Origin of the sequence: Micromonospora sp. NPDC005806, from assembly GCF_042871425.1 — a bacterium.
In the GTDB taxonomy this organism is placed as follows: domain Bacteria; phylum Actinomycetota; class Actinomycetes; order Mycobacteriales; family Micromonosporaceae; genus Micromonospora.
Genome location: NZ_JBIAIL010000008.1, coordinates 148,778 through 161,452, shown reverse-complemented (window position 1 = coordinate 161,452; position 12,675 = coordinate 148,778). Strand labels below are relative to the sequence as shown.

12 protein-coding genes are annotated in these 12,675 nt (G+C 72.3%); 2 read left to right on the top strand and 10 right to left on the bottom strand.

Features of this window, described 5'->3' with window-relative positions:
* Positions 1–50: 50 nt before the first annotated feature.
* The 5 genes from ispG to ACFYOS_RS11975 all read right to left on the bottom strand — a co-directional run bounded on the left by ispG (position 51) and on the right by ACFYOS_RS11975 (position 4,904).
* On the bottom strand, positions 51–1,226 hold the full coding sequence (ispG, locus tag ACFYOS_RS11995) for a flavodoxin-dependent (E)-4-hydroxy-3-methylbut-2-enyl-diphosphate synthase (RefSeq protein WP_387138959.1): 1,176 nt from the start codon (positions 1,224–1,226) through the stop codon (positions 51–53).
* A gap of 9 nt (positions 1,227–1,235) precedes the next feature.
* Positions 1,236–2,483 (bottom strand): M50 family metallopeptidase, encoded by a 1,248-nt coding sequence (locus tag ACFYOS_RS11990; RefSeq protein ID WP_387138956.1) that lies wholly within the window; start codon positions 2,481–2,483, stop codon positions 1,236–1,238.
* Positions 2,483–3,694, bottom strand: a complete 1,212-nt coding sequence (dxr, locus tag ACFYOS_RS11985; protein WP_387138953.1) for a 1-deoxy-D-xylulose-5-phosphate reductoisomerase — start codon at positions 3,692–3,694, stop codon at positions 2,483–2,485. The genes ACFYOS_RS11990 and dxr overlap by 1 nt, the downstream gene beginning before the upstream one ends.
* Positions 3,695–3,842: 148 nt before the next feature.
* Complete coding sequence (locus ACFYOS_RS11980) at positions 3,843–4,358, bottom strand: YcxB family protein (protein WP_387138950.1); 516 nt, start codon at positions 4,356–4,358, stop codon at positions 3,843–3,845.
* Positions 4,359–4,904, bottom strand: a complete 546-nt coding sequence (locus tag ACFYOS_RS11975; RefSeq protein ID WP_387138947.1) for a GNAT family N-acetyltransferase — start codon at positions 4,902–4,904, stop codon at positions 4,359–4,361.
* Between the two features lie 67 nt (positions 4,905–4,971).
* Here ACFYOS_RS11975 and ACFYOS_RS11970 point away from each other — a divergent pair, with 67 nt between their 5' ends.
* Positions 4,972–6,573, top strand: coding sequence for a phytoene desaturase family protein (locus ACFYOS_RS11970; protein WP_387138944.1), 1,602 nt, complete (start codon positions 4,972–4,974; stop codon positions 6,571–6,573).
* Here ACFYOS_RS11970 and ACFYOS_RS11965 read toward each other — a convergent pair.
* The 3 genes from ACFYOS_RS11965 to ACFYOS_RS11955 all read right to left on the bottom strand — a co-directional run bounded on the left by ACFYOS_RS11965 (position 6,570) and on the right by ACFYOS_RS11955 (position 9,965).
* Positions 6,570–7,211, bottom strand: coding sequence for a TMEM175 family protein (locus ACFYOS_RS11965; protein ID WP_387139125.1), 642 nt, complete (start codon positions 7,209–7,211; stop codon positions 6,570–6,572). The genes ACFYOS_RS11970 and ACFYOS_RS11965 overlap by 4 nt on opposite strands.
* A gap of 189 nt (positions 7,212–7,400) precedes the next feature.
* Positions 7,401–8,981, bottom strand: coding sequence for a Rieske 2Fe-2S domain-containing protein (locus tag ACFYOS_RS11960; RefSeq protein ID WP_387138941.1), 1,581 nt, complete (start codon positions 8,979–8,981; stop codon positions 7,401–7,403).
* Between the two features lie 126 nt (positions 8,982–9,107).
* Positions 9,108–9,965 (bottom strand): tol-pal system YbgF family protein, encoded by an 858-nt coding sequence (locus tag ACFYOS_RS11955; protein ID WP_387138938.1) that lies wholly within the window; start codon positions 9,963–9,965, stop codon positions 9,108–9,110.
* A gap of 89 nt (positions 9,966–10,054) precedes the next feature.
* Between ACFYOS_RS11955 and ACFYOS_RS11950 the strand changes: the two genes are divergently transcribed.
* Positions 10,055–10,279: a DUF2631 domain-containing protein gene (locus tag ACFYOS_RS11950; RefSeq protein WP_387138935.1), complete on the top strand. Its 225-nt coding sequence runs from the start codon at positions 10,055–10,057 to the stop codon at positions 10,277–10,279.
* Between the two features lie 78 nt (positions 10,280–10,357).
* Here the strand turns inward: ACFYOS_RS11950 and ACFYOS_RS11945 are convergent, their stop codons facing one another.
* A complete protein-coding gene (locus ACFYOS_RS11945) occupies positions 10,358–11,434 on the bottom strand; it encodes a DivIVA domain-containing protein (RefSeq protein WP_387138932.1) in 1,077 nt (358 codons plus the stop codon).
* A 22-nt stretch (positions 11,435–11,456) separates the two neighbouring features.
* On the bottom strand, positions 11,457–12,602 hold the full coding sequence (gene rlmN, locus ACFYOS_RS11940) for a 23S rRNA (adenine(2503)-C(2))-methyltransferase RlmN (protein ID WP_387138929.1): 1,146 nt from the start codon (positions 12,600–12,602) through the stop codon (positions 11,457–11,459).
* Between the last annotated feature and the right edge of the window lie 73 nt (positions 12,603–12,675).

Sequence of the window (12,675 nt, the reverse complement as noted above, 5' to 3'; positions counted from 1 at the left end):
CGCGAAAGGGCGGCCTCCCACGGGGGAGGCCGCCCTTTCCGACGGCGACGTCAGTGCACGGTGACCGTGGCGCCCGGCACCAGGTCGCGCAGCTCCTCAGGAATCTCGGCGCCCATCTCGTCGGCGAGCCGGAGCGCCTCCTCGATCAGCGTCTCGACGATCTGCCCCTCGGGGACGGTCTTGATGACCTGGCCCTTGACGAAGATCTGGCCCTTGCCGTTGCCGGAGGCCACGCCGAGGTCGGCCTCGCGGGCCTCGCCCGGGCCGTTCACCACGCAGCCCATGACGGCCACGCGCAGCGGCACCGGCAGCCCCTCCAGGCCGGCGGTGACCTCCTCGGCCAGCTTGTAGACGTCCACCTGGGCCCGGCCGCAGGACGGGCAGGAGACGATCTCCAGGCCCCGCTCGCGCAGGCCCAGCGACTCCAGGATCGCGGTGCCGACCTTGATCTCCTCGACCGGCGGGGCGGAGAGCGAGACCCGGATGGTGTCGCCGATCCCCTCGGCCAGCAGCGCACCGAACGCCACCGCCGACTTGATGGTGCCCTGGAACGCCGGGCCGGCCTCGGTGACGCCCAGGTGCAGCGGGTAGTCGCACTTCTCGGCGAGCTGCCGGTACGCCCGGATCATCACCACCGGGTCGTTGTGCTTGACCGAGATCTTGATGTCCCGGAAGCCGTGCTCCTCGAAGAGCGAGCACTCCCAGAGCGCCGACTCGACCAGCGCCTCGGCGGTGGCCTTGCCGTACTTGGCGAGGAGTCGCTTGTCCAGCGAGCCGGCGTTCACGCCGATCCGGATCGGCACGCCCGCGTCGCCGGCGGCCTTGGCGATCTCCCTGACCTTGTCGTCGAACTGGCGGATGTTGCCCGGGTTCACCCGGACCGCCGCGCAGCCCGCGTCGATCGCGGCGAAGACGTACTTCGGCTGGAAGTGGATGTCGGCGATCACCGGGATCTGCGACTTCTTGGCGATCGCCGGCAGCGCCTCGACGTCGTCCTGGGACGGCACGGCCACCCGGACGATCTGGCAGCCGGACGCGGTGAGCTCGGCGATCTGCTGGAGCGTGGCGTTGACGTCGGCGGTCAGGGTGGTGGTCATCGACTGGACCGAGACCGGGGCGCCCCCGCCGACCGGCACCGAGCCGACCATGATCTGGCGGCTGGCCCGGCGCGGGGCGAGCGGCGGCGGCGGCGGTACGGGGGGCATACCGAGACTGACAGCGGTCACTTCAGGCACTCACCTTGAGAAGAGCGTGATCGGGTTGACGACGTCCGCGGTGACGGTCAGCAGCGTGAACGCGCCACCGATCAGGATCACCGCGTACGTGATGGGCATGAGCTTGAGGTAGTCGACGCGCCCGGGGTCGGGGCGGCCGATCCGGGCGTAGACCCAGGAGCGGGCCCGCTCGAACCAGGAGATGGCGATGTGCCCGCCGTCCAGCGGCAGCAGCGGCAGCAGGTTGAACACGCCGATGAAGAAGTTCAGCGAGACGAAGAGCATGAAGAAGCCGTACCAGGCGTCGTTCGCCACGAACTCGCCACCGAGCCGGCTGGCGCCGACGACGCTGATCGGGGTGTCCATGTCCCGCTCGCCGCCGGTGATCGCGGTCCACAGGGCGGGGACCTTCTGCGGGATGCGCTGCATGGCGTGCGCCGTCTGCACCGCCATGGTGCCGGTGAAGTCGGCGGTGGCGCCCACCGCGGCGACCGGGCCGTACTCGACCCGGGTCGGGGTCGTGAACTGGAGGCCGACGCCGAGCGCGGAGACCGCCGAGGTGGCGCCCTTCGGGTCGCTCAGCGGCGGGCGCTGCACGGCGGCCAGGTCGACCGTGGCAGTGGCCGGCTGGCCGTCGCGGGTGTAGGCGACGGTCGCCGAGCCCGGCTTGGTGGCGCGGACCACCTCGAGCATGTCGCCCCAGGTGGAGACCGGCCGGCCGTTGACCGCCGTGATCCGGTCGCCGTCCTTGAGCTGGGCCTTGGCGGCCGGGCTGGCCGGGTCGCCGGCCTGGCAGGCCCGGCTGGCGTTCTCCACCACCACGCACGGGGCCAGGGCGATCACCGCCGGCTCGTTGCGAGCCTCGGCGTCGGTGGACGGGAAGGCCGGGTTGGGCAGGCCGACGGAGACCGCCATGACCCAGAGCGCGCCCAGGGCCAGGGCGAAGTGGGTGATGGAGCCCGCGGACATCACGATCGTCCGCTTCCACACCGGGTACCGCCACATGGCGCGCGGCTCGTCGGCGGGGTCGACGTCGTCGTCCTGCGGGGTCATCCCGACGATCTTGCAGAAGCCGCCGAGCGGGATGCCCTTGATGCCGTACTCGGTCTCCCCCCGCTTGAACGACCACAGCGTCGGGCCGAAGCCGACGAAGTAGCGGGTGACCTTCATCCCGAAAGCCTTGGCGGTGAGCATGTGCCCCGCCTCGTGCAGGCTCACCGAGACGAGGATGAACACGGCGAAGAGCGCCACCCCGAGCAGGTTTGCCATCAGGCTCCTTCCACCGACCCGACGATGATCTCCTGGGCATGCGCCCGTGCCCACGACTCGGCGGCGAGCACGTCCTCGACGGTACCTGGTTCGCCGAAATCGGGAGCGTCCTCCAGTACGCGCTGGAGGGTGTCGACGATGCCGAGGAAGGGCAGCCGCCCGGCGACGAACGCCGCGACGCACTCCTCGTTCGCCGCGTTGTAGATCGCCGGCCGGCACCGTCCCGCCTCGCCGGCCGCCTTGGCCAGGGCGACCGCCGGGAAGGCGGCGGCGTCGAGCGGGAAGAACTCCCAGGTGTGGGCCTTCGTCCAGTCCACCGCGGCGGCGGCCGCCGGCACCCGGTCCGGCCAGCCGAGGCCGAGGGCGATGGGCAGCCGCATGTCCGGCGGGCTGGCCTGGGCGAGAGTGGAGCCATCGGTGAACTCGACCATCGAGTGGATCACCGACTGCGGGTGGACCATCACCTCGATGTCGGCGTAGGGCACGTCGAACAGCTCGTGCGCCTCGATCACCTCCAGCGCCTTGTTGACCATGGTGGCGGAGTTGATGGTGACCACGGGGCCCATGTTCCAGGTCGGGTGGGCCAGCGCCTGCTCCGGCGTGACCTCGGTCAACTCGTCCCGGCGCCGACCGCGGAACGGCCCGCCGCTGGCCGTGACGACCAGCCGGCGCACCTCGCCCCGGGTGCCGCCGCGCAGGCACTGGGCCAGCGCCGAGTGCTCGGAATCCACCGGAACGATCTGCCCCGGCCGCGTCACCGCGGCCTTCACCAGCGGGCCGCCGGCCACGAGCGACTCCTTGTTGGCCAGGGCGAGGGTACGGCCGGAGCGCAGCGCGGCCAGGGTCGGCGCCAACCCCAGCGAGCCGACCACGCCGTTGAGCACCACGTCACAGGGCCAGCCGGCGAGCTCGGTCATCGCGTCCGGCCCGGCGACGATCTTGGGCAGCTTGAAGTCGCCGGTGGCCCAGCCGCGCCGGCTCGCCTCCGCGTAGAACGCCAGCTGGAGGTCCTGGGCGGCGGAGGCCTTCGCCACGCCGACCACCTCGACGCCCAGCTCCAGGGCCTGCGCGGCGAGCAGTTCCACGTTGCCGCCGCCGGCCCCGAGGGCCACCACCCGGAACCGGTCCGGGTTGCGCCGGACAATGTCGATGGCCTGGGTACCGACCGAGCCGGTCGAGCCGAGCAGGACGAGGTCGCGGGGAGACGTCACCCGGCCATTCTTCCCCAGCGCTCCTGAGCGCCCGCTGGGAGCCTCACCCCCCGGTGTCCGACTCCTCCGCCGGGCCTCCTCGCCCGGCAGCCGGGCCTGGTGCCGGCGGCGCGGACCCGGCTGGTGGAGTGAGCCTGTCGCCACGTCATCACCTCGCCGGAGCGCCGAGTCGCCGCGCGGCCCGCTCCGGCTCCTCCTTGAGCAGGCCACGGGCGTGCAGGAAGGCGAGCAGCTCGGCCCGCTGCGCCATGTCCAGCCCGTCGACACGGGCGGGGAGCACCAGGTACCGGCCGACCCGGAAGATCAGGTGAGCGGGGATCGCCTCCACCCGGTCCAGAGCCGGCCAGCGGACCAGGCTGTCCATCAGTTCGCTGCGGTAGCGCACCCCCTCGTCGTTGACGGTCCAGACGATCGGGAGGCCGTAGAGCTTCCAGTTGACGGTGACCGTCCGGCTGCCGGCCCACAGGGCGATCAGGCCGATCACGACCGCGCCGGCACCGAAGATCACCATGCCGACCCGGTCACCGCCGGACCGGGCGAGCAGGGCCGCCAGGAGCATCAGCGCAGCGACCGACCAGCAGAAGATCAGCCGGGGGCGGAAGGCCCGCCGCAGCGCGGCGCCGAGCAGCTTGCGGTCCGGCTGGTTGGTGAAGGTGACGGTCACTCAGTCCACCGCCTTCAGCACGAAGGTTTCCAGCTCGATGCCGCCGTACCAGTCGGTGCGGCTGCCGAGGTGGGTCATGCCGAGCCGCCGGGCCACCGCCATCGACGCCTCGTTGCCGGCCATCACCACCGCGTACGCCTGTCGGGTGCCGGCGGCGAACTCGCGCTCCAGGACGGCCCGGGCGGCCTCGGTGGCGTAGCCGTGGCCCTGGGAGTCGGGGTGCAGGTGCCAGCCAACCTCGATGTCGTCGGTGAGAGTCACCCCGTCCCGTCCGGGCAGCGGCTTCAGCAGGACGCTGCCCGCCGCCCGGCCGGCCTCCCGCGGCTCGATCGCCCAGATCCCCCACCGCCCGGCGTACGGGTCATAGCGGTCCCGCCAGGCGCGTACCCGCTCCCGCGCCTCGGCCGGGTCGGTCATCCGTCCCTTGCCTCCGCCCAGCCACCGCATCACCTCGTCCCGTGAGTAGATGTCGTAGACGCGGGCCAGGTCCTCCGGCGTCTCGGTCCAGTCCCGCACCAGCAGGCGGTCCGTCGAGGTGATCATCATGCCGCCGGATGGTAATCCCCGCGGGGGGACTGCCGGCGAGCGGCGGGCGCGGCTAGGGTGCGCGGGTATGAGCGAAGCGAGTGAGCTGCCGGGCCGCGCGGACGTCGTCGTGGTGGGGTCCGGGCACAACGGGTTGGTGTCCGCGATGCTGCTGGCCCGCGCCGGGCTGGACGTGCTGGTGCTGGAGGCGGCCGAGGTGATCGGCGGGGCCACCCGCACGGAGAACCCGTTCCCCAAGGTGCCGGAGTTGCGCCACTCCACCGGCTCGTACCTGCTCGGGCTGATGCCGCCCGAACTGCTCGCCACCCTCGACGTCAAGATCCCGGTGCTGCGCCGCGACCCGCACTACTTCCTGCCCACCCCGGGCGGGCTCGGGTCGCCGTACCTGCTCTTCGGCAGCGACGCCGCGGCCTCCCGACGGCAGGTCGCGGAGATGTTCTCCCCCGAGGACGCGGCCGCCGACGACGCCATGCAGGCCGAACTGGCCCACCTGCGGGCGGACCTGGCGCCGGCCTGGCTGGCCGAGCCGCTGCCGGTGGAGGCCACCGCCGAGCGGTACGTGCGGCCCGCGCTGCGGCAGGTCTTCGTGGACCTGGTGCGCGGTTCGGTCGCCGACTACCTGGCCCGCTTCGACTTCCGCTCCGAGCTGCTGGTCAGCATGTACGCGGTCACCGACGGCCTGTCCGGCCTGAACGCCGGGCCGGACGACCCCGGCACCGGGCACAACTTCCTGGTGCACAACATGTGCCGGCTGCCCGGCTCGGGCGGCACCTGGATGATCGCCCAGGGCGGCATGGGCACGGTCTCCCGGACCTTCGCCGAGGCCGCCCGCGCCGCCGGGGCCCGCATCCTGACCGGCACGCCAGTCACCGCGATCACCATGGACGGCGGCGCGGCCAGCGGGGTGGTGCTCGCCGACGGGCGCCAGGTGGCCGCCGAGGTGGTGCTCGGGGCCTGCGACCCGTACCGGCTGATGGAGCTGCTGCCCGACGGCGCACTCCCGGCCGCGCTGGGCGAGCGGATGGCGGCGGTCCGCCGCCCCGGCACCACGCTCAAGCTGAACCTGGCGCTGACCGGGCTGCCCCACTTCTCGTGCCTGCCGGCGGACGCGCCGAGCCCGTTCGGCTCCACCATCCACCTGCTCCCCGGCTCGGCGTCGCTGGTCGGCGCCGGCGGCGAGTCGCCGATGGCCGCGCTGCGCGCCATGTGGGCGGACGTGCAGGCCGGGCGGCTGCCCGAGGAGCCGACCATCGAGTGGTACCTGCACACCACGGTCGACCCGTCGCTCTCCGACGGCGCCGGGCACCATTCGTCGGCGCTGTTCGTGCAGTCCGTGCCGTACGAGCTGGCCGGCACCACCTGGGACGCGGCGCTGCCGGGCTACGTCTCCCGGTTGATCGAGATCTGCGAGCGGTACGCCCCGGGCACCGGCGACCTGATCGCCGACGCGGTGCCGCTGCCCCCGCCCGGCATCGAGGCGCACTTCGGCATCACCGGCGGGCACATCCACCACGTCGACAACACCGTCTCGTTCACCGACCGGATGCCGTACGCCACCGGGGTCGACGGCGTGTACGCGGGCAGCGCCGGCTGCCACCCGGCAGGCAGCGTGATCGGCGCCGCCGGCCACAACGCCGCCCAGCGCATCCTCGCCGATCTCGGCCGCTAACCCCGGCGGTCCGCTTCGCGGCCAGCCGACCTGGGGAGGTTGCCGGGGCCGTGGAAGAGGAAGAGAACGATGAGCCCGAGGTAGAGGAGAAGGCTGAGGATCGGGTCGACGAAGACGAAGGCGAAGGCGATGACGAAGAAAAACGGGCGGATCAGCAACCGCAGCGCGACCGCCCGGGAGAGCCGCGGATCCAGATCGGGATGAAGCAGCCCCCGCCGGCGAGCCCACCACCAGCTCAGGTTGAGGAAGAGCGACTCACCGAGCAAGGTGCCGAGGTAGAGGGCAGCGGTGAGCCGCTGCTCGGTCGCGCCGGCGCGCAGGTTGTCCGACAGCAGGTCGGCGGTGAACGGGATCGCGGCGACGAAGAGCAGCATGAGCAGGTTGAGCATCAGCAGCACCTGATCGACCCGGACCACGTACCGCCACATGTTGTGGTGGGCGAGCCAGATGGTGCCGACGATCAGGAAGGTGATCACATACGCCAGGTAGGACGGCCAGGCCTGGGTCAGGGCGTCGAGAAGCGCCTTCCCGCTGGCCCGGGCCGGGCCGTTCTGGAGCAGTTCGACGGCCATCACCGTCAGCACGACCGCGAAGATCCCGTCGCTGATCGCCTCCACCCGGGTGGCGTCCCGGGTCATCTCCCGGTCGCGCCCGTAGCGATACGTTCTCTCCCCCGAGCCCGCCTCCGTCACGCCCCACCCCGCTCTCGCCGGTGCCCGCCCTGCGGCGTCGCCACCCTCGACTGCATCGTGACGCAAGACGGGGGCCGGGCGGATGCGGATCGCTGCTGCGGCCGGGGCGCGACGTCCGCGCCTCCGGCCGGGTCGTCAGCTCAGCGCCTCCCCGGCGGGGGCCGGGGTGTCGGCGTCGGCACGGTGGGCGCGGATCTTGTGGCCGACACTGGTCAGGCAGCGGCCGCTGGCCAGGTCGAACCGCCAGCCGTGCAACTGGCAGGTGAGCTGGTCGCCCTCGACGATGCCGAACCGGCTCAGGTCGGCCTTCAGGTGCGGGCAGCGGCGCTGCACCACCCAGCCGTCCAGCGTGATGTCCTCGGCGTCGACGGCCCGCTCGTGCTCGTCGTACCAGCCCTCGGCGTACTGGAGGCGCTCCTCGGAGAGGCACTTGAAGAACGCGTAGACGAACTCGTTGTACTGGCCGATCCGGGCGGCGGAGAACCGGCAGGAGAGGAAGAGCGAGTTGACCCAGTCCACCTCGCCGATGTGCAACAGGTGCTCGATCAGCGCCCGCTCGGTCCGGAACCGGTAGCGGACCTTCTCGTCCGCGTACGGCCGGACCTCCTTGCCCGGGAAGTCCACCACGATCGACTCGACGCTGTCTCCGTCGTACCCGACCAGGTCGAAGCGGACCGGACCGCCGACCCCCTTGGCCAGGTAGATCGATTCGTCCAGCAGCGGCTCGATCCGGCGCTTCATCTCGCCGACCACGTCGACCTCGGGGTGCCGCCAGGACAGCTTCTCCGCCTCGATGACCGGGCGCTTGCGCTCGCACATCTCCTCCAGGTGGGCCACCTTGTCGGCGAAGAACTCCGCCACCGGCACCGGGTGGGTGGTGGTCGTCCCCTCGGTGGTGATCTCCGCGACGCTGCCGGGCAGCAGCACGATGCCGTTGGTGCCGCCGACCTTGGCGTACTCCTCCAGGAAGACCGACTGGTCGGGGAAGATGTTGCCCTCGTCGCCGAAGATGTCGTTGAACTGCCACAGCTCGTCGTCGAGGAAGCAGGGCGGGCCGGCGATCGGGAAGACGTTGTCGGCCTTCAGGTCGTCGATGTAGCGCCAGGTGCGGTCGAACTGCCGGTCCCGCTTCTGCTTGCCGAACGCGGTCTTCGCCGCCTGCGGCAGCTCGTAGACCATCGGGTACCAGATCGCGCCGGAGAACTGGAGCATGTGCGCGTGCACGTGGCCCAGCTCCGCGAAGACGCTCAGGTCGGTCGGTCGGGCGTCGTTCTGGTTGAGCAGCCGGACCCCGTCGTACTCGACCCAGAGCGAGGAGTCACCGATCGGGCCGTCGGTCGGACTGGTCAGCGCCTGGATCATGACCTTCAGGCCGCCGGGCAGCTCGACGAGCTGCTCGTTCGGCGCCTTGAGGAACTTGGTGAAGCCCAGCGCCCGGAGCTCGTCCTCCATCTCCGAGGTGGGGAACTCGGGGAGCAGGACGGTGGCGTCCTTGGACACGAAGTCCCGCAGGTGCTTGGCGTCGAAGTGGTCCCGGTGCAGGTGCGACACGTACAGGTAGTCGACCTGGCCCAGGGCCTCCCAGTCGAGCAGGGAGTTGTCCGGGAAGGGGAACCACGAGGCGAAGTATGCGGGATTGACCCACGGGTCGCACAGGATGCTGCCCGCGGCCGTGTCGATCCGCATGCTGGCATGTCCCGTACCGGTCACTCGCACCGCAGTCCCCCTCGAGAAGGCAATCAGGCGTACGTCAAGACGCTACCGGAGGCAGTGTGGTCGCCGTCCCGCGACGCCGGTAGTGCCCTTCCGCCCCTGCGCGGACGGGACCAACGGCCCGGGCGCTCAGCCGTGGACCCGTCCGGTCCAGCTCCGGCGCTGCGGAGCGCCGGCGCACCAGGCGTCCAGCAGCCCGGCGATCCGGTCGGCCGGTGCCGCCACATGCACCCGCTGCCCGCCGGCGACCTGGTGGTCGGTGTGCTGCCCGACGCTGCCCTCGCTGCAACAGGAGCAGATCACCCGTACCCCGCTGGCCGGCTCCGCCCCGTACCCGTGCTGGTCGAAGAGCGCCGCCAGGGCCCGCACGTCCTCCGGCGTGCCGGCGACCACCTCGACGGTGGAGGTCGGCAGGTCCGATGCCCGGAACAGCAGCAGCTCGTCGAAGACCGGGAAGGTCTGCCCGTTGACCGTCCGCTCGCCGTTGGGCGCACCGTCGTGCACCACGACCTCACCGAACCGCCGACCGGACTCAGGCGTCGGTACGTTCAGCACCCGCGCCCGGGCGGGGCAGAGCCGACGCGCCCAGACCACCTCGCCGCACTCCAGTCGCACCGGGGTGACCCCGAAATCCGCCTCGATCTCGCCGTCGCCGTCGGGGGCGACCAGGCCGAAGCCCTGCCAGGCGTCCCGGGCCGTCGCCCAGTCCGCCATGATCGTGGCCGCGATGCCCAGGTTCCAGAACGCCGGGTCCTGGGTGCCACGTTCCGCCCTGGCGGCCGCCTCCCGGCCCAGTTCGTACGCTTTCGCCCAGTTACGCAGGAACTTGTGGGCCAGCGCCGCGTCGTACCACCAGACCGGCGCCTGCGGGTGGTCCGGGTGCCGCCGCACCAGCCGCTCCAGCCGCTCCCCGGCGACCGCCCAGTCCTCGGCATCCCACGCCTCGTACGCCGCCTTGAGCAGGGCCCGGTCCTCCTCGCGGGTCATGCGTCCCCCATCCGGTCGGACCCTGCGCCGGGGCCGGCACGGGGCGTGCCAGACTAACCGGAGATCCGATCGCGAGGGAAGGACCGACAGTGGCAGGAAGCGAGCCGGTAACCGCGCCAGATCAGCACAAGCCCGGGCACCGGAAGTCCGGACGGATCGGTGCGGTGCTGTCGGCGGTGGTGTTGGTGGTCATGGCGCTCTGCGGCAACCACGAGGGCAAGGTCGAGGACATCTGGCTGATCGGCATCGCCGCGCTGCTGCTGGCCATCGTGATCGGCGACGCGGTACTGCGCCGCAACGGCCTGCGGTCCTGACCCGGCGGTCGCGCGCCGACCGATACGCACGAGGGCCCGCCCCCAGCCGGGGGCGGGCCCTCGTCGTCTCGGCTCGGCTCAGCGGCCGAGGAGGATGTCCTGCACGTCCTTGAGCGCGGCGTCGACCTCGGCCTCGAAGTAGCCGCCGGGCACCAGCCCGAAGCGCAGCGTGTCCAGGTCCTTCGGGTTCACCGGCATCGGGTTGCGGCCCTGCATGCCACCGAGCAGGGTCTCGAAGAACCGGTCGACCTGGTCCGGGTCGTACCCGCTGCCGAAGCGGCGCACCTGGAAGCTGCGGCGGATCTGGTCCACCCGGTAGAGGTCGCTGCCGGGCGGACCGGCCATCGGCGGGCCCACCATCGGCGGACCGGCCATCGGCGGCGGGCCGGACATCCCGGGGCCGGGGCCGTAGCCCTGCTCCGGGCCGGGGCCGTAACCCTGCTCCGGGCCGCCCCCGAAGCCCTGCTGGGGCAGCGGCGGGCCGGCCGGGCCGCGACCGCGCAGGTCACGCTCGGGCATCCGGATCTCCGCGGTCATGTCGGTACGGCCGCGCCGGCCGGCCTCGAACCCGTCGAACCCGTCGAACCGCTCATCCTGACCGTAACCACTCGGGCCCGGGGGCAGGCCACGCGACGGCGGACCGCCGTGCCCCATCGGGCCACCCGGGCCCATCGGGCCGGGGCCACCCGGGCCGCGGGGCGCGTCGTACCCGCCACGCGGGGCGTCGTACCCGCCGGCGAAGGCGCCGGTCGGCTCGTCGTAGCGGTTGCCGTACCGGTCGGCGGGCGGACCGGCCTGCGCGGGCATCTGGCGGGGCGGCATCGGCGGCTGCGGCACGGGCGAGAGGCCGCGGTCGTCGCGCATCGGCGGGCCGAGCCGGTCGGCCATCCGCGGGTCGCCACCGCGCCCGCCGCGCTCCTCCAGCTCGGCGAGCTGCCGCTCGACCCGGTCGAGGTGCAGGTCGACCTGCCACTCGTCGTAACCGTTGAACCGGACCCGGAAGACGACGTCATGGACCTCCTGGGAGGCCACGGGCGCGCCGACCGGCTGGCCGGCGAGCGTCGCCTCCACCCGGTCGAGGAAGGCGTCCACCTCGTCGACCTTGTATCCCCGGCGGAGTGCCTTACGCCGGAAACGCTGACCCTGACTCGCCACTATGTCTCCTGGTCTCGTACCGCTACGCCGTTGCGGTGCTGGAGTCGGTGTCCCTGTCCTCGGCGGCGGCGAGCTGCCCACACGCGCCGTCGATCTCGCGCCCCCGGGTGTCCCGCACCGTGGTCGACACCCCGGCATCGCGCAACCGCCGGACGAACTCCCGCTCGACCGGCTTCGGGCTGGCGTCCCAGCGGCTGCCCGGAGTCGGGTTGAGCGGGATGAGGTTCACGTGGGCCAGCTTGCCGGCCAGCAGCCGCCCGAGCAGATCGGCTCTCCACGGCTGGTCGTTCACGTCCTTGATCATCGCGTACTCGATCGACACGCGACGCCCCGTCGTGGCCGCGTAGTCCCACGCTGCATCCAGCACCTCGGACACCTTCCAGCGCTGGTTGACCGGGACGAGTTCGTCGCGCAGCTCATCATCGGGGGCGTGCAGCGACAACGCAAGGGTCACTGAGAGGTCTTCGCTGGCCAGTCGGCGGATGGCCGGAACCAGGCCGACCGTGGAAACGGTGATGTGCCGCTGGGACAGGCCGAGCCCCTCGGGGGCCGGCGCCACCAGCCGGCGGATCGCCGCCACCACCCGGGAGTAGTTGGCCAACGGCTCGCCCATGCCCATGAAGACGACGTGGGACAGCCGCGGCGGCGAGCCGGCGACCGCGCCCGAGGCGGCCACCCCGGCGAGGTAGACCGCCTGGTCGACGATCTCGGCGGTGGACAGGTTGCGGGTCAGCCCGGCCTGGCCGGTGGCGCAGAACGGGCAGGCCATGCCGCACCCGGCCTGGCTGGAGATGCAGACCGTGACCCGGTCCGGGTAGCCCATCAGCACGCTCTCCACCAGCGAGCCGTCGTGCAGCCGCCAGAGCGCCTTGCGGGTGGCGCCGTCGTCGCAGGCCAGCTCGCGGACCGGGGTGAGCAGGGTGGGCAGCAGCGTCCCGGCGAGCCGATCCCGGGTGGCCGCCGGCAGGTCGGTCATCTGCGCGGGATCGCGGACCAGGCGGCCGAAGTAGTGGTTCGACACCTGCTTGGCCCGGAACGCCGGCTCCCCCAGCTCGGTGACGAGCGCCTGCCGGCCCGGCAGGTCCAGGTCGGCGAGGTGACGGGGCGGCATCGCCGGCCGGCGGCCGCGGGCGTCGGGGTCTACGGAGATCAGAGGCAGGCTCGTCATGGCGCGTCCAGTCTGACACGCCCGCCGCAGGACGCACCCGTCCGTAGGTGCCGAATCGGCCCCGACCGGCCGG

Bases quoted from the DNA above. Each gene is read 5' to 3' on its own strand.
- ACFYOS_RS11955 (WP_387138938.1), bottom strand. From the start codon at position 9,965: ATGACCCGCGAGGAGGACCGGGCCCTGCTCAAGGCGGCGTACGAGGCG.
- ACFYOS_RS11965 (WP_387139125.1), bottom strand. From the start codon at position 7,211: ATGACCCGGGACGCCACCCGGGTGGAGGCGATCAGCGACGGGATCTTC.
- ACFYOS_RS11970 (WP_387138944.1), top strand. From the start codon at position 4,972: ATGAGCGAAGCGAGTGAGCTGCCGGGCCGCGCGGACGTCGTCGTGGTG.
- rlmN (WP_387138929.1), bottom strand. From the start codon at position 12,602: ATGACGAGCCTGCCTCTGATCTCCGTAGACCCCGACGCCCGCGGCCGC.
- ACFYOS_RS11990 (WP_387138956.1), bottom strand. From the start codon at position 2,483: ATGGCAAACCTGCTCGGGGTGGCGCTCTTCGCCGTGTTCATCCTCGTC.
- ACFYOS_RS11975 (WP_387138947.1), bottom strand. From the start codon at position 4,904: ATGATGATCACCTCGACGGACCGCCTGCTGGTGCGGGACTGGACCGAG.